The following is a 19,229-nucleotide window of genomic DNA, read 5'->3' as shown; positions in this document are numbered from 1 at the left end:
GGGAAGCGGACACGGAAAACACCGGAATGATCGCTGAGCGTTTTCCACGGGGTCCGCACCAACCCGCTTTCAGCAGGGAGGGTAGGCTGTTTTTCCGGGGTGTGGCTCCGCACGGCTCACGGAATTCCCGACTCCGTCGAAAAGACTCCGAGGGACTCCTCCAGCATTCCAAAATGCTGTGACCTATATCTCAATAGATAAGCGTGTATCCCCTGTGACGTGGGAAGTCGTCAGGGAAGACGCACACGGCCAGAGGTGTGGACCAGGCGCGAGAAAGCATTGTCCGACACCCTGAATGGTCTAGTCCAAAAACGCAGCAGAGGTCTAGTCCAAGGTCTATGCCAACTGGTCGAAATAGGGGTTGATCGTTCATCATTCGTTTCAACCCCTGAGGAGGAGGAATCGTGACTACTGCGGTCCACGGAAATGACGTGGCTCCGACCAGCCATCAGGAGTTGGTCGACTGGGTGCGCGAGATCGCGGAACTGACGCAGCCGGACGAGGTGGTCTGGTGCGACGGTTCGGACGCCGAGTGGGAGCGACTCACCTCCCAGCTCGTCGGACAGGGCACCCTGGTCCGACTCAACGAGGAGCTCCGGCCCAACAGCTTCTACTGCCGCTCCGACCCCGGTGACGTCGCCCGGGTGGAGGACCGCACGTTCATCTGCTCGGAACGGGAGGAGGACGCCGGCCCCACGAACAACTGGGTCGCCCCCGACGAGATGCGCGCCACCCTCAACGGGGTCTTCGCCGGCTCCATGCGCGGCCGCACCATGTACGTGGTTCCGTTCTGCATGGGCCCCCTCGGCGGCACCATCTCGCAACTGGGCGTGGAGATCACCGACTCCGCCTACGTCGTGGTGTCTATGCGCATCATGACCCGAATGGGCGCTCCCGCACTGCGCCTGATCGAGGAGCGCGGCTCCTTCGTCAGGGCCGTCCACTCCGTGGGCGCCCCCCTGGCGCCCGGCCAGCAGGACGTGCCGTGGCCGTGCAACCCCACCAAGTACATCACGCACTTCCCCGAGACCCGCGAGATCTGGTCCTACGGCTCCGGCTACGGCGGCAACGCGCTGCTCGGCAAGAAGTGCTACGCGCTGCGCATCGCCTCGGTGATGGCGCGCGACGAGGGCTGGCTGGCCGAGCACATGCTCATCATCAAGGTCACCCCGCCCTCGGGCGAGCCCCGGTACGTCGCCGCGGCCTTCCCCAGCGCCTGCGGCAAGACCAACCTCGCCATGCTCCAGCCGACCGTCCCCGGCTGGAAGGTCGAGACGGTCGGCGACGACATCGCGTGGATGCGCTTCGGCGAGGACGGCCGCCTCTACGCCATCAACCCCGAGGCCGGGTTCTTCGGTGTGGCCCCCGGCACCGGCGAGTCCACCAACGCCAACGCGGTCGAGGCGCTGTGGGGCAACAGCATCTTCACCAACGTGGCGCTGACCGACGACGGCGACGTGTGGTGGGAGGGCCTCACCGACGAGCCGCCCGCGCACCTCACCGACTGGCGCGGCCGCGACTGGACGCCGGACTCCGACGAGCCCGCCGCGCACCCCAACGCACGCTTCACCACCCCCGCCTCCCAGGCGCCCACCATCGCGCCCGAGTGGGAGGATCCGAGGGGCGTGCCGATCTCGGTGATCCTGTTCGGCGGCCGCCGCGCCTCCGCCGTGCCCCTCGTGGTGGAGGCGTTCGACTGGCAGCACGGCGTCTACCTGGGCGCCAACGTGGCCTCCGAGCGCACCGCCGCCGCCGAGGGCCGGGTCGGCGAACTGCGCCGCGACCCCTTCGCGATGCTGCCGTTCTGCGGCTACAACATGGGCGACTACTTCGGCCACTGGCTGGAGATCGGCAGGCGGGCCGACCCCGGGAAGCTGCCCAGGATCTACTACGTGAACTGGTTCCGCAAGAACGAGGAGGGCCGGTTCGTCTGGCCCGGCTTCGGTGAGAACAGCCGCGTGCTGAAGTGGATCATCGAACGCCTGGACGGCACGGCCGAGGCCCGGGAGACCCCCATCGGCAGGCTTCCGGCCCCGGGCTCCCTCGACACCGAGGGCCTGGACCTTCCGGCCGAGGACCTGGACCTGCTGCTGTCGGTGGACCGGGAGGTCTGGAAACAGGAGGCCGACCTGGTCCCCGAGTTCTTCAAGTCCTTCGGCGACCACCTGCCCGGCGAACTGTGGGACGAGTACGAGGCGCTGCGCCGGCGGCTCGGCTGATCCCGCCAGCCGTGACGTCGGCGGCCTCCCCCGTGGTTTCACTCCGCTGACGTCACGGTGAGAAGGCACCGGCCCCCTCCTGCCGAGCGCGGGAGGGGGCCGGTGTCGTCGCGGAGGGTGTGGGATTTGAACCCACGAGGCCGGGGCTACCGACCTAACGCTTTTCAAGAGCGTCGCACTCGGCCGCTATGCGAACCCTCCAGGGGGCTGTGCCCTCCAAGCGATGGTAACCCACACGGGTGGCGGGCGCGCGACCGCATTTCGCGGCGATCGTGACACCGGCGGGCCGCTTCGACCGCCCGGCGCCCGCCGGTCCCACGATCACGGAGCGGGAGACGTCACCGCGCGAAGACCTCGAAGGTGACCGCCGGGCGGCCCCCGAAGGACTCGGCGCTCGCCGAGAGCATCTGGTCGAGGAAGGTGCGCGCGTAGGTCTCGGGGTCCTCGTCGGTGAGGCCCTCGATGTAGGCGCGGTGCTCCAGCAGCGAGCGCACCGCGCGCTCGCGGCCCGCCGCCGCGTCGACGGCGTGGGTGGGCTGCGGGGAGGCGGCGACGGCGACCCACCGCACCCCGTTCCACGGTTGCAGCCCCTGGTCGACGAGCTCGGGAAAGATCCACCGGTTGCCCGCGTCGGCGGCGGCGTCGAGCGTGGCCCGGCCGACCGCCTTGTGGTCGGGGGTGTTCCAGAAGGTGCCGCCGAAGGTGTCGCGGTGGTTGAGGGTGACGACGAGTTCGGGGCGGTGCCGCCGGATGGCCGCGGCGATGTCGCGGCGCAGCGCGGGGCCGTACTCGATGACGCCGTCGCGGTGGTCGAGGAACTCGACGGAGGTGACGCCGACCACGGCGGCGCTGGCGATCTGCTCGCGTTCCCGCAGCGGGGCCGCCTCGTCCGGGCTGATGCCGTCGATGCCCGCCTCGCCCCGGGTGGCCAGCACGTAGGCGACCTCCTTGCCCGCGTCGGTCCAGGCGGCGACGGCCGCGGCGGCCCCGTACTCCAGGTCGTCGGGGTGGGCGACGACGGCGAGGGCGCGCTGCCAGTCCTCGGGCATGGGAGCGAGCTGCTCGGTCACGTACCTCTCCTGTCCGTTGGCTCGGGTGGGTATCCGATGATTCCAGGAAACGCCGACACCCGGGGGTGGGGGAGCCACCCGGAGTTTTACCTGTCAGTAATATCTGCGGTCATGGTCACCACCGACGCTGATTTCGTGAAGTCGTCCATCCTCGCGGCGATACCGTTCGCCCGCGCCCTGCGCCTGGAGTTCGTGGAGTTGGCGGAGGACCGGGCCGTGATGCGCCTGCCCGACAACCCCGACCACCACGACCACGCCCAGGGGCAGCATTCCGGGGCGCTGCTCGCCCTGGCGGAGACGGCCTCGGGCGCGGCCGTCTTCAACGCGCTCGGGGACCGGCTCAGGGTCGCCCTTCCGCTCGCGGTGCGCGCCGGGATCGACCACCGGCAACCGGTCGGGGGCGCGGTCCGCGCCGAGGCCCGCCTGGGCGAGGAGTGGCACGGGGCCGTCGCCGAACTGGAGGCGGGCGGCCGTCCCGAGTTCCCGGTGGAGGTGGAGCTGCGCACCGAGGACGGCGCGGCCACCGCCGCCGCGACCATCGTGTGGACGCTGCGGCCGTACCGCTGACCATCCCGCTGGGCCTCTGGCAGACCGTGGTGACGGCGGCCTCAACCGCCGGAAAGGCCGGAACCGTCCCCGGCGGTGCGTGCTGGTCAGCCCCGGAAACCTCACCCGCCGGAAGAGATCAGGTCTCGTCAAAACCCCGTCAACGTCCAAAAGGTGAGAAACACTCGGATGCGCTGATCGATACCCCAACGAGCAGCGCTTTCCGGTGTTTCCCCCATCGGTGGCTCTGAGCGGGGCGAGCCTGACACGGGACGTTCTGTCAACCGTTGCTGGAATGCTGGTGGGCATGCACGTTTTCGTGGACGAGACCAAGAATCGCGGCTACCTCGTGGCCGCGGCCGTCATTCTTCCTCCCGATGTGACCGCCACACGCCGGACGGTCAACGGCCTGTGTCGCTCCGGCCAACGGCGCATCCACTTCACCAAGGAGAACGACGCCCGCCGACGGCAGATCATCACCGCAATGACCGGTCTCAAGGCGCGCGTGGAGATCTACGACGCCTCTGACCACCACCCTCGGGACGCCCGCACACGCTGCCTGGAAGCCATCACCGAGGACCTGGCGGGGCGCGGCCGAGTGCGTCTGGTGCTGGAACGCGACGACTCGGTCCTGAACCACGACAAGCGTGTGCTGTACGAGCGTGTGCGCAAATTCGGTGCCACCGAACTGGAATACGTGTTCATGCGTGCCCACGAGGAGTGCCTTCTGGCCATCCCCGACGCTGTCGCCTGGTGCTGGGCCAAAGGAGGTTCCTGGCGCTCGGCCGTGGAATCCATGGTCGACCAGACCCACCGACTCTGAAACCGCTCCTGAACGCGCGAAAGGCGGCCCACCAACCGTCCGGATGGCTGCCGCCTTCACTTCACCGGAGCTACTGCTCCGTGCAGGACTTATCGTACGACTCGACACAGGCCAAGCGCAAGTCCTTGGGGTAAGCTGCTTCGAAGCAGCTTACCCCAAGGACTTGTGCTTGATCAAGATGATTGCGCAATCAACCTGTGAAAGTTGATGCCGCCCCTGACCGTGGCGTGGACCCTCCGGCTGTACCGCTGAGGGTCTCGCGCGCCTCCGGCACGGCGTGAGCTGCGGGAACCCCACTGAGAGGTTCGTCCACACGCTGTGGGCGGTCCTGCCTCGGATTGTCGTACCCCCTGGGTAGGGTCTTGGCAACTCCGGAACTCCGGACGCACAGGGAGGCCCTAGTGAGATTCCGAGCCGACCGCGACGCCTTCGCGGACGCCATCACCTGGACGGCGCGGGCGCTGCCCGCACGCCCCGCCGTACCGGTGCTCGCCGGGATGCGCCTCGACATCGCCGACGCCGCCTCCAGCACCCTGCACCTGTCCGGTTTCGACTACGAGGTCTCCGCCCGCGCGTCCGTGGACGTCCAGGTCGAGGAGCCCGGCAGTGTCCTGGTGTCGGGGCGGCTGCTCGCCGAGATCGTCCGCAACCTGCCGCCGCACCCGGTCGAGTTGCGCGTCGAGGGCTCACGCGCCCTCCTCGTCTGCGGCAGCGCCAGGTTCACGCTGCTCACCCTGCCGTTGGAGGACTACCCCACGCTGCCGCCCATGCCGCGGACCACCGGTTCGGCGCCCGCCGACGTGTTCGCGGCGGCGGTGCGCCAGGTCCTGCCGTCGACCAGCCGCGACGACACGCTGCCCATGCTCACCGGCGTCAACCTGACCTTCTCCGCCGACGCCGTCGTCCTCGCGGCCACCGACCGCTACCGCATCGCGGTGCGCGAGATGTGGTGGCAGTCGCAGGTGCCCGACCTCGACACCTCCGCCCTGGTCCCGGCCCGCACCCTCGGCGAGGTCGGCCGGGCGCTGTCCGGCGGCAACGTCGACATCGCGCTGTCCACGGTCGGCGGTCCGGCAACCGGTGAGGGCATGATCGGCTTCGAGCACGCCGGGAAGCGCACCACCACCCGCCTCATCGACAGCGACTTCATCAAGTACGAGCAGCGCTTCCCCGACGACTTCGCCGCCCGCGCCGAGGTCCCGGTGGCCTCCCTGGTCGAGTCGGTCAAGCGGGTCGCCCTGGTCGCCGACCGCAGCACCCCGCTGCGGCTGTCCTTCAGCCAGTCCGAGGTGGTGCTGGAGGCGGGGTCGGGCGACGACGCCCAGGCACTGGAGGCGCTGGACGTCAAGTTCGAGGGCGAGCCGATGCGCATCGCCTTCAACCCGCAGTACTTCCTCGACGGCCTGACCGGGGTGCAGTCGGAGACGGCGCTGCTCAACTTCATCGCCCCCACCAAACCGGCGGTCATCACCGGCACCCCGGCCGAAGAGGGGGAGAAGCCCGACTTCCGCTACCTGGTGATGCCGCTGCGGGTGTCGTAGGGGTCAGCCGCGGTCATGCCCGGCGGTCGGGAACGCGGCCATCCGCCCCTCCTCCTGCCTGGGGCAGGCACGGAAGCGGTCCAGGTGCGGTCGTGCAGGTCGGCGCAGTCCCCGGCGTGGTCCTCGGGGCGCAGGCAGGGGCTCTTGTGACCGGATGCCCGCGCGGGCAGGTCTCACCGAGCCACTGGTCGATGTGGGCCAGCAGGTCGAGGCTGGTCCAGCCAGAAGGTGTGCTGCTGGGTGCCCGAAACCGGGTCGTCGGCCAACTCGCGCAGGATGCGCGCCTCCTCGGGGGACAGTTCCACCACCGCGCTCACACCCCTGCCCCGGTGCGGGCCTGCTCCGCTCGGGTGAGGTAGGCGCGGGCGTAGCCGGGCGGGGTGAACTCGGTCAGCGCGAAGTCCAACGCATCCAGGTCGCTTGAGCCCACGACCAGGTCGGCCAGCACCCGGTGCCGGGCGGTGAACACCACCGTTTGGACGGGGTCGTAGGCCAGCGCCCACAGCGGGGCGTGCCGCTGGGCGACGCGGGCGAAGTCCGCTGCCCGCTCCTGCGTCAGGGTGGCCGCCGGAACCGGCACGTACGGGCGGGGGCGCGGCACCCGAGGCCGGGAACGGGCCGGAGGCGCGGGGGCGGGACCGGTCTCGCCCTCCCGGCAGGCGGTGGGCGACCAGAGACGGGCCAGCAGCAGCGGCAACGCCGCCACCAGCGGAACCAGGGCACGGACAAGCTTCATCAGCACACTCCCGGGGAAGGGGCCGAACATTGGTCACTTCCATGTTCACCGCGTCCACGCTAATTTGCAAGCCGCATTTCCAAAGTAAGCTCCCATCTATCAGTGACAACGCAGAAATATAGTGGAAGATGAGCGAAATGTCTGGTTCCCCGAAGATCGCCGTAGGATCTGGACAGCAGATCCGCTGTGACACGAGGAGCGCACAGGACGTGGCCAGCAGTCCCACTCTTCGACGCCGACGCCTCTCCTCGCTGCTGCGCGAAGCGCGCGAGAAGCGGGGACTCACGGCCAAGTGGGTGGCCGACCAGGCCAAGGAGCGGTCCGGTCGGGAACGCGGCTGGTCGGAGTCCAAACTGAACCGGTTGGAGAGCGGCGTCTGGAAGCGGGTGCGCGCCGAAGACATCAACGTCCTGCTCGACATCTACGGGATCACCGGCCCGGACGAGCGCACCGCCTACCTCACCCTCGTCCGGGAGGCCACGCAGAAGGGCTGGTGGGCCGCCTTCGGCGACGTGCTGGGCTCGGGCGAGTTCGTGGGGCTGGAGGCCGAGGCGTCCCGCATCCGCACCTTCGAGTCGGCGGCGGTGCCCGGCCTGTTGCAGACCGAGGACTACGCCCGCGCCCTCATGAGTGACAACGAGCTGATCAGCGACGCGGCGGACCTCGACCGTCGGGTCCAGGCCCGGATGCTGCGCAAGCAGGTTCTCTCGCAGAGCACCCCACCCGACTACCAGGCCGTCATCGACGAGGCCGCTCTGCTGCGCGTCACTCCCGAACTGTCCGCCCAGCTCGACCACCTACTGGAGATCGGTGCCCGGCCCGCCGTCGACATCCGGGTGCTTCCCCTGACCAGAGGGCCGTACACCGCCATGACCGGGCAGCTCGTCATCATGGACTTCTCACCGCCGAACCAGCCGGTGGTCTACCTGGAAGCGTTGGCGGAGGAGATCTACCTGGACAAGCCCGAGGAGATCAGCCGCTATCGCCGTATCTACGACTATCTGCGGGACCAGGCCCTGTCCGCCGACGCCTCCCGGGAACTCATCCGGAACCTGCTGGCCTCCCTACAGGAAAGACGTCATGCCTGAGACACCTCGTCCGGTCTTTCGCAAGTCCAGCTACAGCGGGTCGATCACGCAGAACTGCGTCGAGGTCGCCGCCGTCCCCGGGTTCACCGCTGTCCGGGACTCCGCGCACCCCGAACTGGGGCACCTCACCTTCCCCGTCGCCGAGTGGCGAGCGTTCCTCACCGGCCTCAAAACCGGGTCCCTGTGACCGGAACCCTCGATGATCCTGACCCCAGGGGCGTCCAAGCACAGAAAACGGGCTGCTCCTGTCGAGATCATCGCGGGTCAGGGCGACACAGGGAACGCAAACAGGGGGTGCTACACAGCCTCCGGGACGCCGGTTGACAGACTGGTCGCAACACGATTCGGGCGGGTTCTCGGCGTTCGGCGCCCACCGGCGTGGCGCCGCTCCCGCACACCTTCTGAGCGACCAGGAGAAGACAAGCCATGGCCAAGGCCCCAGTCAACGTCACCGTCACCGGCGCGGCCGGACAGATCGGCTACGCGCTGCTGTTCCGGATCGCCTCGGGCCAGCTCCTCGGCGCGGACACCCCCGTCAAGCTGCGTCTGCTGGAGATCCCGCAGGCGGTCAAGGCGGCTGAGGGCACCGCGATGGAGCTCGACGACTGCGCGTTCCCGCTGCTGGCCGGGATCGACATCTTCGACGACGCCCGTCAGGCGTTCGACGGCGTCAACGTGGCCCTGCTGGTCGGCGCCCGCCCCCGCACCAAGGGCATGGAGCGCGGCGACCTGCTGGAGGCCAACGGCGGCATCTTCGGCCCGCAGGGTGAGGCCATCAACGCGGGCGCGGCCGACGACGTGCGCGTCCTCGTGGTGGGCAACCCCGCCAACACCAACGCCCTGATCGCCCAGGCGCACGCCCCCGACGTCCCGGCCGAGCGCTTCACCGCGATGACCCGGCTCGACCACAACCGCGCGCTGTCGCAACTCGCGGGCAAGCTCGGCGTCACCGTCAACGACATCAAGAAGCTGACCATCTGGGGCAACCACTCCGCCACCCAGTACCCGGACATCTTCCACGCCGAGGTCGACGGGCGCAACGCCGCCGAGGCCGTCAACGACGAGGCGTGGCTGCGCGACACCTTCATCCCCACCGTCGCCAAGCGCGGCGCCGCGATCATCGAGGCCCGGGGCGCGTCCTCGGCCGCCTCCGCCGCCAACGCCGCGATCGACCACGTCCACGACTGGGTGAACGGCACCCCCGAGGGCGACTGGACCTCGGTGGCGCTGCCCTCCGACGGCTCCTACGGCGTGCCCGAAGGTCTGATCTCCTCGTTCCCGGCCGTCTCCCGCAACGGCTCCTGGGAGATCGTCCAGGGCCTGGAGATCAACGAGTTCTCCCGCGAGCGCATCGACGCCTCGGTGCGTGAACTGGAGGAGGAGCGCGACGCCGTCCGCAAGCTCGGTCTGATCAAGTAGGCCGCGACCCTGCCGGACCGCCCGTTGCGGACGGGTGTCCGAAAAGCGGGGCCGAAAACAGGTACGAGGGCTGGTCAGTCGGGCCAGCCCTCACTGCTTTCCACAGGGTCGTCCACCACCAGCCGCAGTTCGTAGTGGACCGGTTCGTAGCGCAGCATCCGGTAGGACAGCGGCATCGCCCAGCGCTGCACCATGGGGTTGCGGCGGGCCAGCAGCCGCGCGGCCTCGCGGGCCTCGCCGTCCCTGAGTGGTCGGACCCGGCCGCGCACCGGACTGCCGGTGGGCTCCCCGCGAAGTGTGCAGGTACGCAGGTCAACGAGGGGGTATTCGGCCATTCTGGCGGCCGTGCCGGAATTCTTGCCCACCCGGAACAGCAGCCGGTCGCCGTCCAGGGCGATGCTCACCGGGGTGTGCACCGGGGTCATGCCACCGTCCAGATAGGTGGTGAGCAGCGCGATCCGGTGGTTTCGGAATTCCTGGAGAAGCGCGGTTCTGGGCATCCTCTCCCCCCTCCTGAGCAGGCGCGTCATCGGTGCTCCCCTTCCCGGTTTCGGGTTCCGCCACCATCGGCCGCACCGTTGTGGACCAAGTTATCCACAGATTTCCACAGGTTTATCCACAGCTTTTGAGCAACTGGGGATGACCGTTTCCGGTCTCGCGGAAAGGGAAGGAATACGCCACGGGCCCCGAATCCGCCGGGTCAGTCCGCCTCCGCGTGCCCGGGCAGCGGGTTCGCGCCGCCCCCTCCCACAGCGGTCCCCATACCCAGTTCGGCGTTGCGTCCACGCAGGTAGCCCGCGCGGTACCCGGCCCGGTGGTGGGTGCGCTCGGGACGGGTGGGGCGCAGTTTCGGGAAACGGCGCTCGAACTCCTCCTGGACGCGGTCGACGTCGGTGCGCAGCACCAGCTCCGCGCCGGTGGTGGGGGTCTCCTCCTCCGAGCCGTCCCCGTTCACGCCGCCCCCGGCGTTCTCGGCCAGCCTGGCGCGGAACTCGCGGATGCGTTCGGCGACCGCGGCCCCGTAGGCGCGGATGAACGACCGGTAGAACCGGTTGCGCTCGGTGGTCAGTGTCGACCGGTCGTAGTTGCGCAGCTCCCGCAGGTTCGCCACGTGCTCGCGCGCGGAGAACCGGGCCGACGACTCCATCTGCATGCTGATGGACGGCAGCAGCACCCGCAGCGAGTCGAGCGCGGTGACCGTGCCCACGATGATCAGCGTCCGCTCGGTGTTGGCCGAGGTGTTGCCGCGCACCGCCGACTGGCAGCCGTAGGCCGAAGCGATCGCCGCCAGAGCCTTGACCCGGGCCTTGCCGTGCCCGCCGACACCGGAGACCGGGAAGTCCAGTCGGGTGACCTCCTCGACGCCCTCGCCGCGCTGCGCCCGCGCCTCGGCCTCCGCGATCGCGTGGCGGGTCATCAGCTCGGCGGCCTTGGCGGTGAACGCCTGGCTCTCGGCGTCGGTGACCGCGGGGTCCTCCGCCATGCGCAGGAGCCCGCGGACCCGCTCGATCATCTTCTTCCGGGCGTCTCCCCCGGTGCGTCCCCGTGTGTCAGACGCCATAGGCACAAGCTCCGTTCCCCCGTCGGGTGGCGGTCAAAAACCGCTCCGGGGCGTGCGTCCCCCGGAGCGGTGAGTGCGTTCGTGGCCGTCGCCGACCACCTGGATGGTGGGTCAAGCGTTGTTCAGAGACTACTTCCTGCTGCCCACCACCATGCCGACGATCCCCAGGATGACCCAGATGACCGCCGCGCTGGCGGCGCCGCCCAGGATTCCCAGGAACAGCCCGTCGCTGAGCAGGCCGCCCAGCGCCACGCCGGCGCCGCCCAGGAGGGCGGGGGCCGCGGCGAAGCGCCACGGGTACTGGGCCGCGTACCGGCGGGCCCGCGGGTCGCCCTTGCCGCCGAGGAGGCCGACCGCGCCGCCCACCAGGGCGAAGAAGAAGACCGCGGTGCCGAAGCCGCTGCCCAGTGCGGAGAACACTCCCTCACCCAGGCTCATCAGAAGGGAAAGCGCCCCGGTCACGCCGCCCGCGACCACGGAGCTGCGCCACGGCCAGATCAGCGTCGCCGAGGCGACGGGAGTGAATGCGTTGCCGCGCTCCAGCGTCATGTCTGCTCCAAGTCCGTAGTGAGCGGTCCGGACGGTACGGCCCGGACATCCTCTTCTTCCACCATGCCCCGAAAACACCCGGGGTACATCGGGCTCCGTCCCTGACTTCCCCCTGACTTCCGCACCGGGGTCATCCACCCACCTCAACGAACCGGCAGCCGGGAAAGTGCCCGATGCGCCGCCTCGGCCTCACCGCCCCGTCCTGCCGGGCTGGACCGAGTTCCACACCTCCGGTGACGGCCGTTCGGAGGAAGGCCGGGAGCGCCGCCCGTGTGCTCCGGTCGGCGGCCTCGGCTCCGGCGTCTCCCGAGGACGGCCGCCGCGTCCCCCTTACTCTTGGGTCGCATGAACCGTTTCCACGTGGTGGACGCCTTCACCGACCAGCCCTTCCGCGGCAACCCCGCCGCGGTTCTCGTCCTGGACGAGCCCTACGACGACACCTGGGCGCAGCGGGTGGCCGCCGAGTTCAACCTGTCCGAGACCGCCTTCGCCCGTCCCGTGGCCACGGCCGACGCTGACTACGAACTGCGCTGGTTCACCCCGAAGACCGAGGTCGACCTGTGCGGGCACGCCACCCTCGCCACCGCGCACGTGCTCACCGAAACCGGTGCGGCGGGCCCGTTCCGTTTCACCACCCACAGCGGAGTGCTCACCGTCACCGCGCACGACGGCCTGCTGTGGCTGGACTTTCCCGCCAACCCGCCCCACGGGCGGCAGGTCTCCGAGGAGTTGCTGGCGGCGCTCGGCGGCGCCCCGGTGTGGGCGGGTTTCAGTGACGTGGGCGACCACTTCGTGGTCTACCCCGACGAGGCGGCCGTGCGTGCGCTCACCCCCGACCTGGCCGCGGTCGCCCGGCACACCGTGCGCGGGGTGGTCACGACCGCTCCCGCCGCTCCGGGAGGCTCCCACGACTTCGTGTCGCGGTTCTTCGGGCCCGCGGTCGGGGTCCCCGAGGATCCGGTGACGGGCAGCGCCCACACCGCGCTCGCCCCCTACTGGGCGGACCGGCTGGGCCGCACCCGACTGGAGGCGGTGCAGTGCTCGGCGCGCGGCGGCCGCCTCGTCGTGGAACTACCCGCCGACACCCCCGGCCGGGTGCGCATCGGCGGAACCGCGGTCACCGTCAGCGAGGGGACGCTGCGCGTCTGAGCAACTCCGTTCAGCCCGAGAGTTCCATCCGCAGCGCCGCCGCCGCGAGGTCGCGCGCCCAGGAGGCGGGGACCGGGTGGGCGCCCGCGGCCGCCGACCGCGTCCGCGCGTCGGGGTCGTCGGTGGCGACCACCGCGCACGCCCGCGCGGCGTACCGGCGGGCCAGCCGGGTGACCGCGTCGGCGCTGTCCTCGAAGACCGGTACCACTTCCACCCCCGGTGCGGGCATCGGCGCGGTGACGCGGGCACGGGCGTCCACCAGCAGCAGCACGCTGGGGAAACGCTGGTGCAGCGGGGACAGGGACAGCTCCGGCGGCAGCGCGTCGTCGGTGATGCCGGTCCGTGCCAGCTCGGCCAGACCGTCGCGCAGCGGCTCGACCGACTCCGGGCGCCGTACCGGTGCGGTGGCGTCCACGATCAGCAGCAGCCGCTCCGACAGGGCCGCCGCGACCTCGGGCCAGACCCGTCCGAACGCGGGGATGAGCGGCATCGACGGCACCTCGTGCACCGGAACCCAGCGGATGTTCTGGCTCTCGGGGTTTCCGGGGGAGAAGGGACGCCGTTCGGGGATGTTCGCCAGCACGGTGTCGAACGCCCACACCTGGTAGTCCTGGCGGTGGATGCCGAACAGCGACAGCGCGCCCAGTTCGCCCGCGACCTCCTCGGCGAACTCGCGCAGCGCCGCCTCGACCGACGACTCGCCGCTGTTGCGCGCCCCGCCGGGCAGTCCCCAGGTGTCGCCCTGGTGGGTCCACGGAGCGCGATGCTGTAGCAGCACATGGCCGATCCCGGACTCGTCGACGCTGTGCAGCAGCAGTCCCGACGCCCCGTGCAGCCCCCACCGCTGGGAGCCGTCAGCCAACGTCACCCAGCCGTCTCCGTCCCCTGTGAACATCCAGACCTCCAGCGTCGCCCCGTTGGGCACCCCTCGTGGGCCCCACGTCGCATAACCCAGCATGCCTGGTCAAAGCTTCCACAGCCGGAGTTCAACAAAATTCGTGGAACGCGCGGAGCATCCCCGCAGGCGGTCGCCGGGCGGCGCCCCGGCTGCCGACGCTCAGCGGGCCCGGGCCGGTCGCCGGGGCCGCGGTCGGCTTCGGTGGCGGTGCGGGAGAGCGGTCGGTCCGCACCGCGCTTCGGGCGGCACCGGGGCCCCGGGCGGAACTGCTCCAGACCGCCCGGCTGCCGGGATGTGAGCGGCAGGGCCCCGATGATCCCGCCTGTGCCGGGGGCTCACGCCGGTGGACCTTGGGGAAGGAGGTCCGTGGCGCTCGGCCCGTCGGCGCCACCATGGTGGGCCACACCGGAATTTTAGACCTTCCGCCGCGGACCCGTCGGCGTTCCGGAGAACAGGGGCGGCCCGCACCGACCTGCGCCCCCCGCACGGCGGTGCGGGATTCGGACCTCCGGGAAATCCCGGCCCCCGGGGGCTCGAATTTCCCCCGCGCGGGTCGCGGCGGCCGTGCCCAGACGGCACAATGCCACCTGTCTCACCTCAGGGAGAAAGCGGATCAGATTGTGACGACGTCTATTCACCAGCGGATCGCCGAGGAACTCGGGGTACACGAGCGTCAGGTGCGGGCCGCGGTCGAACTGCTCGACGGCGGAGCGACGGTGCCGTTCATCGCGCGGTACCGCAAGGAAGCCACCGAGATGCTCGACGACGCCCAGTTGCGGGCGCTCGAGGAGCGCCTGCGCTATCTGCGGGAGTTGGAGGAGCGCCGCGCGGCCATCCTCGATTCGGTCAAGGCCCAGGGCAAGCTCGACGCCGAACTGGAAGCCAAGATCATGGCCGCCGACTCCAAGGCGCGCCTGGAGGACGTCTACCTGCCCTACAAGCCCAAGCGGCGCACCAAGGCGCAGATCGCGCGCGAGGCCGGACTGGAGCCGCTGGCCGACGCGCTGAGCGGCGACCCGGCCCTGGACCCGCAGGCCGAGGCCGCCTCCTACGTCGACGCGGACAGGGGGGTGGCCGACGCCGCCGCCGCGTTGGAGGGCGCCCGAGCCATCCTGGTGGAGCGCTTCACCGAGGACGCCGACCTGATTGGTGAGCTGCGGGAACGCATGTGGTCGCGAGGCCGCCTGGTGTCGCGGGTGCGCGAGGGCAGGGAGGAGGCGGGCGCGAAGTTCGCCGACTACTTCGAGTTCGCCGAGTCCTTCGCCACGCTGCCCTCCCACCGGGTGCTGGCGCTGTTTCGGGGGGAGAAGGAGGAGATCCTCGACCTCACCCTGGACCCCGGGGAGGCTCCTGAGGACCCGACGGTCCGCAGCGGCTACGAGGTCCGCATCGCCCAGCGCTTCGGGATCGCCGACCGGGGCCGTCCGGGCGACCGCTGGCTGCTGGACACGGTCCGCTGGGCGTGGCGCACCCGAATCCTGGTGCGGCTGGACATCGACCTGCGGACCCGCCTGTGGCAGGCCGCCGAGGACGAGGCGGTGCGGGTCTTCGCCGCCAACCTGCGCGACCTGCTGCTGGCCGCGCCCGCCGGGACCCGCCCCACCATCGGTCTGGACCCGGGGCTGCGCACCGGGGTGAAGGTCGCCGTGGCGGACGGCACCGGCAAGGTCGTGGACACCGCGACGATCTACCCGCACGAGCCGCGCAACCGCTGGGACGAGTCCGTCGCGGTGCTGGCCGCGCTCGCCCGCAGACACGGTGTGCAACTGGTCGCGATCGGCAACGGCACCGCGTCCCGCGAGACCGACAGGCTCGCGGGAGACCTGATCAAACGCCACCCGGAGCTGAAGCTCACCAAGGTGATGGTGTCGGAGGCGGGTGCGTCGGTGTACTCGGCGTCGGCCTACGCCTCCCAGGAGCTGCCCGACCTGGACGTGTCGCTGCGCGGCGCGGTCTCGATCGCCCGACGGCTCCAGGACCCGCTCGCCGAACTGGTCAAGATCGACCCGAAATCGATCGGTGTGGGCCAGTACCAGCACGACGTGTCCGAGGTGAAGCTGTCCCGTTCGCTGGACGCGGTGGTGGAGGACTGCGTCAACGCGGTGGGTGTGGACGTCAACACCGCGTCCGCGCCGCTGCTCAGCCGGGTCTCCGGCATCGGCGCCGGGTTGGCGCAGGGCATCGTGGCGCACCGCGACTCCAACGGCCCGTTCCGTGCCCGCTCCCAGCTCAGGGAGGTGCCGCGGCTGGGTCCGAAGGCGTTCGAGCAGTGCGCGGGCTTCCTGCGCATTCCGGGCGGCGACGACCCGTTGGACTCCTCCAGCGTGCACCCGGAGGCCTATCCGGTGGTACGGCGCATCCTCGACGCGACCGGCCGGGACATCCGGTCGCTGATCGGTGACACCGACACACTGCGGGCGCTGCGTCCGGAGAGCTTCGTGGACGAGCGGTTCGGTCTGCCCACCGTCACCGACATCCTCGCCGAACTGGAGAAGCCGGGCCGCGACCCGCGTCCCGCCTTCCGGACGGCGGCGTTCAGGGAGGGCGTGGAGAAGATCACCGACCTGGAACCGGGGATGCTGCTGGAGGGCGTGGTCACCAACGTGGCGGCGTTCGGCGCGTTCGTGGACGTGGGGGTGCACCAGGACGGTCTGGTGCACGTGTCGGCGATGGCGAAGAGCTTCGTCAAGGACCCGCGTGACGTGGTCAAGCCCGGTGACATCGTGCGGGTCAAGGTGTTGGACGTGGACGTGCGGCGCAGGCGCATCTCGCTCACCCTGCGCCTGGACGACGAGGTCGACGGGCGCGGGGAGCGCGGACGTTCCGGCGGTGAGCGACGTGACCGGGGCGACCGGAGTGACCGGGGCGGGCAGCGGAGCGGGGGCGACCGTCGGCAGCGCGGCGGCCGCGCCGAGCAGCAGCCCTCCGGCGCGATGGCGGAGGCGCTGCGCCGCGCGGGCCTGGCGTAGCGGCGCGGGGCGGGCGGTGTTCGGTGGAGGGCCGCCCGCCCCGCTGGTGTTCGGGGAGTCGCCCCCGTGTGCCCCGGTCAGCCCTGCCGGGCCGCGGTGAGGGCCTCGCGGGCGGCGTGGCGGGCGAGGTAGACCTCCATGAGCAGCAGGTTGGGCAGCCACGCCACCCAGTGGGTGATGGCGTAGGCGGTGTCGAAGAGCCGCTCGAAGTCGCCGTTGTAGCCGGATTCCAGCCAGGGAAGCTGCACCGCGATGAGGACACCGAGCCACAGTCGCAGGGTCACCGCGGAGAAGGTGAGGGCGAAGTTGCGCAGCATCCACTCCCGGTGGGCGGCGAATCGGCGGGTGCGGGCGGCGTGGTAGGCGGCCAGGGCCGTGGTGATCCAGAGGACGTCGAGCATCAGGAACGCGGCCATCGAGGCCGGGCCGCTGGGGGTCAGCAGGGCCGCGACGATTCCGGTGAGGGCCGAGGGCAGCACCCCGGCGAACAGGTAGACGCGGCCGGTCCAGCGGTGCCATGTCCTGTGTCGACGCAGGCGTCTGCTGAACTGCGGGGGTCCGGACAGCAGCGCCACTCCACCGGTCACCGCGTGGACGACCAGGAACGGGAAGTGCAGCGCGGAGTCGGGGCGGATCTCGATCCTGCTGGTGTCGGGATCCAGGGTCAGGTAGGTCGGCACGAAGACCAGAGTGATGAGGACGCAGGAGACGGCGGTGACCGCCACGGTCAGCGAAGCCCGGGGCCAACGGGTGCGTCGCGGCCGTTCGGGATCGCGGGGCGGCGTGAGGGTGTCGGGGGTGGCCATGGCTGTCCTTGCTCCTGTGGTCGGCGACGCGCACGGATTTGGCAATGCCTCTATCGATAGAGCAACTATCGATAATGAGGTTATCGATATGGTGGCAGGGTCGCAAGAACGGAGGAGTCGGGGTGCGCATCGGTGAACTGAGTCGACGCAGCGGCGTGTCCGTGCCGACGATCAAGTACTACGTGCGGGAGAGGATGCTGCCCGAAGGCGAGCGGACCGCCGCCAACCAGGTCAGCTACTCCGAGGAGCACCTGCGCCGCCTCCGACTGATCCGGGGGCTCATCGACGTCGGCGGGCTTCCGGTGTCCACCGTCCGCGAGGTCCTCGCCGAGATCGACCGGCCCGACCCCTCGACGCGGCGGGCCGTCATCACCGCCCACAAGGGACTGGCCGTTCCCACCGGCGGAAGCACCGACCGGTTGCGTGAGGACGCGTGGCACGTGGTCGAGTCGGTGTTCGCCGAGCGCGGTTGGACCCACGACGAGGACAACCCCGGGGTTCCCGCACTGGTCGAGGTGCTGGCGCGACTGCGCCTGCTCGACCAGGACGGCTTCGTCGACCGCATCGGCCGCTACGCGGAGGCCGCCGAGCTGATCGCCGAGGTCGACATCGACTTTCTCTCCTCACGCGCGGACGCGACCGACGCCGTCGAGAGCGCGGTCCTGGGCACGGTGCTCGGCGACGTGGCCATCGCCGCACTGCGCCGCATCGCCCAGCAGGAGATGTTCAACCGCTCCTCTCGGAAGGACTGCTGATCCGCGGCGGCCGTCGCGGCGCGGAAGCGTCGCCACCGCGCGGACCACGTGTGTCCGGGCGGCCGGGGGGTAGCCGGAAGGCGACAGGAACCCACAGGTCGAGAGGGGAACGGCAGTGACCACGCCCGAGGAGAACATGCCCAAGACCCGTGACACCGACCAGGCTCTGCCGGAGTCCGACGACCAGGCGCCGAAGCCTCCGAAGCCCCGTCCCACACTGGGAGCGGAACTGGAGGACGCGATGAAGGAGTCCGGCGTCGCCCGCGAGGACTTCGGCGAAGAACAGCGGTGACCCCGGTCGGCGGGACGTCCCGCCCGGACGCTCCCGCTGACCGGACTGCCGCGGAGGCCCAGCCCTCGGCCGGGGTCGCCACCCCGGCCTCGCGAGGCCGCCCTCCTCCGTCAACAGCCTGTGGACAAGGCGCCGTCCCGCCCGACTCCGGCACCGGCGCGTTGGGACCACAGCCGGGGCCCGCCGTCCCGAAGCGAGGTGAACACCGCCCTCCTGCAGGAAGGAGCGGATCCCCGGCGGCATGGGGGTCCGCTGCCTGCCGCTCCGCCACGGGCCCCACGGCGGCGTTCCGTGGCGGCAACCCGGTCGTCGACCGGATCCGGCACACATGGAAGAGCTTCGGGAACCGCCTTGGGAGCCGCCGAAACCACCGGTTCCGGTCCGTCGAAAACCAGGAAACTCCCTGTTCGAGAGTGTTCAGGAAGATTGTCCGCTTCCCAATATTTACACTCTGTTGACATCCGTCAAACCAAGAGTCACCATCTAATACAACCGCGTTGCGGGCACACCGGGTAATTCACCGTATCTCGTACGACAACACCCATCGTCGCTGCGGATGCGCCCCGCCACCGGGGCGATGGTCGGTCACCTGGTCCCGTCCACATCGGGCCGCCCGTGACAGTGCGGGACAACAACTCGGGAACACCGGCGAAGACGCCTGCCGCCGCGTCCCCACCGGGTCGCGCCGGACAGGAAGTCCGACCGGACGGAGACGGCCGCGTCCGAACCGGCTTTCCCACACGGCAGGGTCGAACGCGACCTCCGATTCTCTGGCCTGTGTCACCTGTCCTCGTCCGAGGATCCTCCC

General features: G+C 70.4%; 18 protein-coding genes and 1 tRNA gene. 11 read left to right on the top strand and 8 right to left on the bottom strand.

Features of this window, described 5'->3' with window-relative positions; translation table 11 throughout:
- Positions 1 to 404: 404 nt before the first annotated feature.
- Positions 405 to 2,219, top strand: coding sequence for a phosphoenolpyruvate carboxykinase (GTP) (locus tag NI17_RS20805; RefSeq protein ID WP_119267987.1), 1,815 nt, complete (start codon positions 405 to 407; stop codon positions 2,217 to 2,219).
- A gap of 111 nt (positions 2,220 to 2,330) precedes the next feature.
- On the opposite strand, the gene NI17_RS20800 is transcribed toward NI17_RS20805, so the two are convergent.
- A tRNA-Ser gene (locus NI17_RS20800) sits at positions 2,331 to 2,420 on the bottom strand.
- A gap of 137 nt (positions 2,421 to 2,557) precedes the next feature.
- Complete coding sequence (locus NI17_RS20795) at positions 2,558 to 3,289, bottom strand: PIG-L deacetylase family protein (RefSeq protein WP_068692691.1); 732 nt, start codon at positions 3,287 to 3,289, stop codon at positions 2,558 to 2,560.
- A 111-nt stretch (positions 3,290 to 3,400) separates the two neighbouring features.
- Between NI17_RS20795 and NI17_RS20790 the strand changes: the two genes are divergently transcribed.
- The 3 genes from NI17_RS20790 (at position 3,401) to dnaN (ending at position 6,199) form a co-directional block, all read left to right on the top strand.
- The gene (locus NI17_RS20790) at positions 3,401 to 3,856 is read left to right on the top strand and encodes a DUF4442 domain-containing protein (protein ID WP_068692690.1); all 456 of its coding nucleotides are present in this window, start codon (positions 3,401 to 3,403) and stop codon (positions 3,854 to 3,856) included.
- A gap of 280 nt (positions 3,857 to 4,136) precedes the next feature.
- Positions 4,137 to 4,658, top strand: coding sequence for a hypothetical protein (locus NI17_RS20785; protein WP_199860113.1), 522 nt, complete (start codon positions 4,137 to 4,139; stop codon positions 4,656 to 4,658).
- A gap of 401 nt (positions 4,659 to 5,059) precedes the next feature.
- The gene (gene dnaN / locus NI17_RS20780; RefSeq protein WP_068692689.1) at positions 5,060 to 6,199 is read left to right on the top strand and encodes a DNA polymerase III subunit beta; all 1,140 of its coding nucleotides are present in this window, start codon (positions 5,060 to 5,062) and stop codon (positions 6,197 to 6,199) included.
- Between the two features lie 313 nt (positions 6,200 to 6,512).
- Here the strand turns inward: dnaN and NI17_RS20775 are convergent, their stop codons facing one another.
- Positions 6,513 to 6,935 (bottom strand): hypothetical protein, encoded by a 423-nt coding sequence (locus NI17_RS20775; RefSeq protein ID WP_068692731.1) that lies wholly within the window; start codon positions 6,933 to 6,935, stop codon positions 6,513 to 6,515.
- Positions 6,936 to 7,144: 209 nt separating this feature from the next.
- On the opposite strand from NI17_RS20775, the gene NI17_RS20770 reads away from it, so the two are divergent.
- The 3 genes from NI17_RS20770 (at position 7,145) to NI17_RS20760 (ending at position 9,442) form a co-directional block, all read left to right on the top strand.
- Positions 7,145 to 8,023: a helix-turn-helix domain-containing protein gene (locus NI17_RS20770; RefSeq protein WP_068692688.1), complete on the top strand. Its 879-nt coding sequence runs from the start codon at positions 7,145 to 7,147 to the stop codon at positions 8,021 to 8,023.
- Entirely contained in the window at positions 8,016 to 8,210 is a 195-nt protein-coding gene (locus NI17_RS20765) for a DUF397 domain-containing protein (protein ID WP_068692687.1), read from the top strand. The genes NI17_RS20770 and NI17_RS20765 overlap by 8 nt, the downstream gene beginning before the upstream one ends.
- A 239-nt stretch (positions 8,211 to 8,449) precedes the next feature.
- A complete protein-coding gene (locus NI17_RS20760; protein ID WP_068692686.1) occupies positions 8,450 to 9,442 on the top strand; it encodes a malate dehydrogenase in 993 nt (330 codons plus the stop codon).
- 74 nt (positions 9,443 to 9,516) lie between these two features.
- Here the strand turns inward: NI17_RS20760 and NI17_RS20755 are convergent, their stop codons facing one another.
- The 3 genes from NI17_RS20755 to NI17_RS20745 form a co-directional block, all read right to left on the bottom strand.
- The gene (locus tag NI17_RS20755; protein WP_068692685.1) at positions 9,517 to 9,942 is read right to left on the bottom strand and encodes a PPOX class F420-dependent oxidoreductase; all 426 of its coding nucleotides are present in this window, start codon (positions 9,940 to 9,942) and stop codon (positions 9,517 to 9,519) included.
- A gap of 200 nt (positions 9,943 to 10,142) precedes the next feature.
- The gene (locus NI17_RS20750; protein WP_119267995.1) at positions 10,143 to 10,955 is read right to left on the bottom strand and encodes a DUF2786 domain-containing protein; all 813 of its coding nucleotides are present in this window, start codon (positions 10,953 to 10,955) and stop codon (positions 10,143 to 10,145) included.
- Positions 10,956 to 11,132: 177 nt separating this feature from the next.
- Positions 11,133 to 11,552: a hypothetical protein gene (locus tag NI17_RS20745; protein WP_068692683.1), complete on the bottom strand. Its 420-nt coding sequence runs from the start codon at positions 11,550 to 11,552 to the stop codon at positions 11,133 to 11,135.
- Positions 11,553 to 11,897: 345 nt separating this feature from the next.
- Here NI17_RS20745 and NI17_RS20740 point away from each other — a divergent pair, with 345 nt between their 5' ends.
- A complete protein-coding gene (locus tag NI17_RS20740; protein ID WP_068692682.1) occupies positions 11,898 to 12,701 on the top strand; it encodes a PhzF family phenazine biosynthesis protein in 804 nt (267 codons plus the stop codon).
- Positions 12,702 to 12,711: 10 nt separating this feature from the next.
- On the opposite strand, the gene NI17_RS20735 is transcribed toward NI17_RS20740, so the two are convergent.
- A complete protein-coding gene (locus tag NI17_RS20735; protein ID WP_068692730.1) occupies positions 12,712 to 13,596 on the bottom strand; it encodes an NUDIX hydrolase in 885 nt (294 codons plus the stop codon).
- A 623-nt stretch (positions 13,597 to 14,219) separates the two neighbouring features.
- On the opposite strand from NI17_RS20735, the gene NI17_RS20730 reads away from it, so the two are divergent.
- Complete coding sequence (locus NI17_RS20730; RefSeq protein ID WP_119267989.1) at positions 14,220 to 16,568, top strand: Tex family protein; 2,349 nt, start codon at positions 14,220 to 14,222, stop codon at positions 16,566 to 16,568.
- Between the two features lie 77 nt (positions 16,569 to 16,645).
- Here NI17_RS20730 and NI17_RS20725 read toward each other — a convergent pair whose 3' ends face one another.
- Entirely contained in the window at positions 16,646 to 17,374 is a 729-nt protein-coding gene (locus tag NI17_RS20725; protein ID WP_068692681.1) for a DUF2306 domain-containing protein, read from the bottom strand.
- A gap of 122 nt (positions 17,375 to 17,496) precedes the next feature.
- On the opposite strand from NI17_RS20725, the gene NI17_RS20720 reads away from it, so the two are divergent.
- Complete coding sequence (locus NI17_RS20720) at positions 17,497 to 18,129, top strand: MerR family transcriptional regulator (RefSeq protein WP_068692680.1); 633 nt, start codon at positions 17,497 to 17,499, stop codon at positions 18,127 to 18,129.
- Between the two features lie 136 nt (positions 18,130 to 18,265).
- Positions 18,266 to 18,421: a hypothetical protein gene (locus NI17_RS20715; RefSeq protein ID WP_157129765.1), complete on the top strand. Its 156-nt coding sequence runs from the start codon at positions 18,266 to 18,268 to the stop codon at positions 18,419 to 18,421.
- The last annotated feature ends 808 nt before the right edge of the window (positions 18,422 to 19,229 follow it).

Origin of the sequence: Thermobifida halotolerans, assembly GCF_003574835.2 — a bacterium.
In the GTDB taxonomy this organism is placed as follows: Bacteria; Actinomycetota; Actinomycetes; order Streptosporangiales; family Streptosporangiaceae; genus Thermobifida; species Thermobifida halotolerans.
The sequence above is the reverse complement of the archived record's forward strand: the minus strand, read 5'-3'. Positions and strand labels throughout refer to the sequence as shown.

Coding starts and splice junctions, on each gene's coding strand:
- NI17_RS20745 (WP_068692683.1), bottom strand. CDS start 11,552: ATGACGCTGGAGCGCGGCAACGCATTCACTCCCGTCGCCTCGGCGACG.
- NI17_RS20715 (WP_157129765.1), top strand. CDS start 18,266: ATGCCCAAGACCCGTGACACCGACCAGGCTCTGCCGGAGTCCGACGAC.
- NI17_RS20760 (WP_068692686.1), top strand. CDS start 8,450: ATGGCCAAGGCCCCAGTCAACGTCACCGTCACCGGCGCGGCCGGACAG.
- NI17_RS20775 (WP_068692731.1), bottom strand. CDS start 6,935: ATGAAGCTTGTCCGTGCCCTGGTTCCGCTGGTGGCGGCGTTGCCGCTG.
- NI17_RS20735 (WP_068692730.1), bottom strand. CDS start 13,596: ATGTTCACAGGGGACGGAGACGGCTGGGTGACGTTGGCTGACGGCTCC.
- NI17_RS20765 (WP_068692687.1), top strand. CDS start 8,016: ATGCCTGAGACACCTCGTCCGGTCTTTCGCAAGTCCAGCTACAGCGGG.
- NI17_RS20750 (WP_119267995.1), bottom strand. CDS start 10,955: ATGATCGAGCGGGTCCGCGGGCTCCTGCGCATGGCGGAGGACCCCGCG.
- NI17_RS20725 (WP_068692681.1), bottom strand. CDS start 17,374: ATGGCCACCCCCGACACCCTCACGCCGCCCCGCGATCCCGAACGGCCG.
- NI17_RS20790 (WP_068692690.1), top strand. CDS start 3,401: ATGGTCACCACCGACGCTGATTTCGTGAAGTCGTCCATCCTCGCGGCG.
- NI17_RS20755 (WP_068692685.1), bottom strand. CDS start 9,942: ATGCCCAGAACCGCGCTTCTCCAGGAATTCCGAAACCACCGGATCGCG.
- NI17_RS20740 (WP_068692682.1), top strand. CDS start 11,898: ATGAACCGTTTCCACGTGGTGGACGCCTTCACCGACCAGCCCTTCCGC.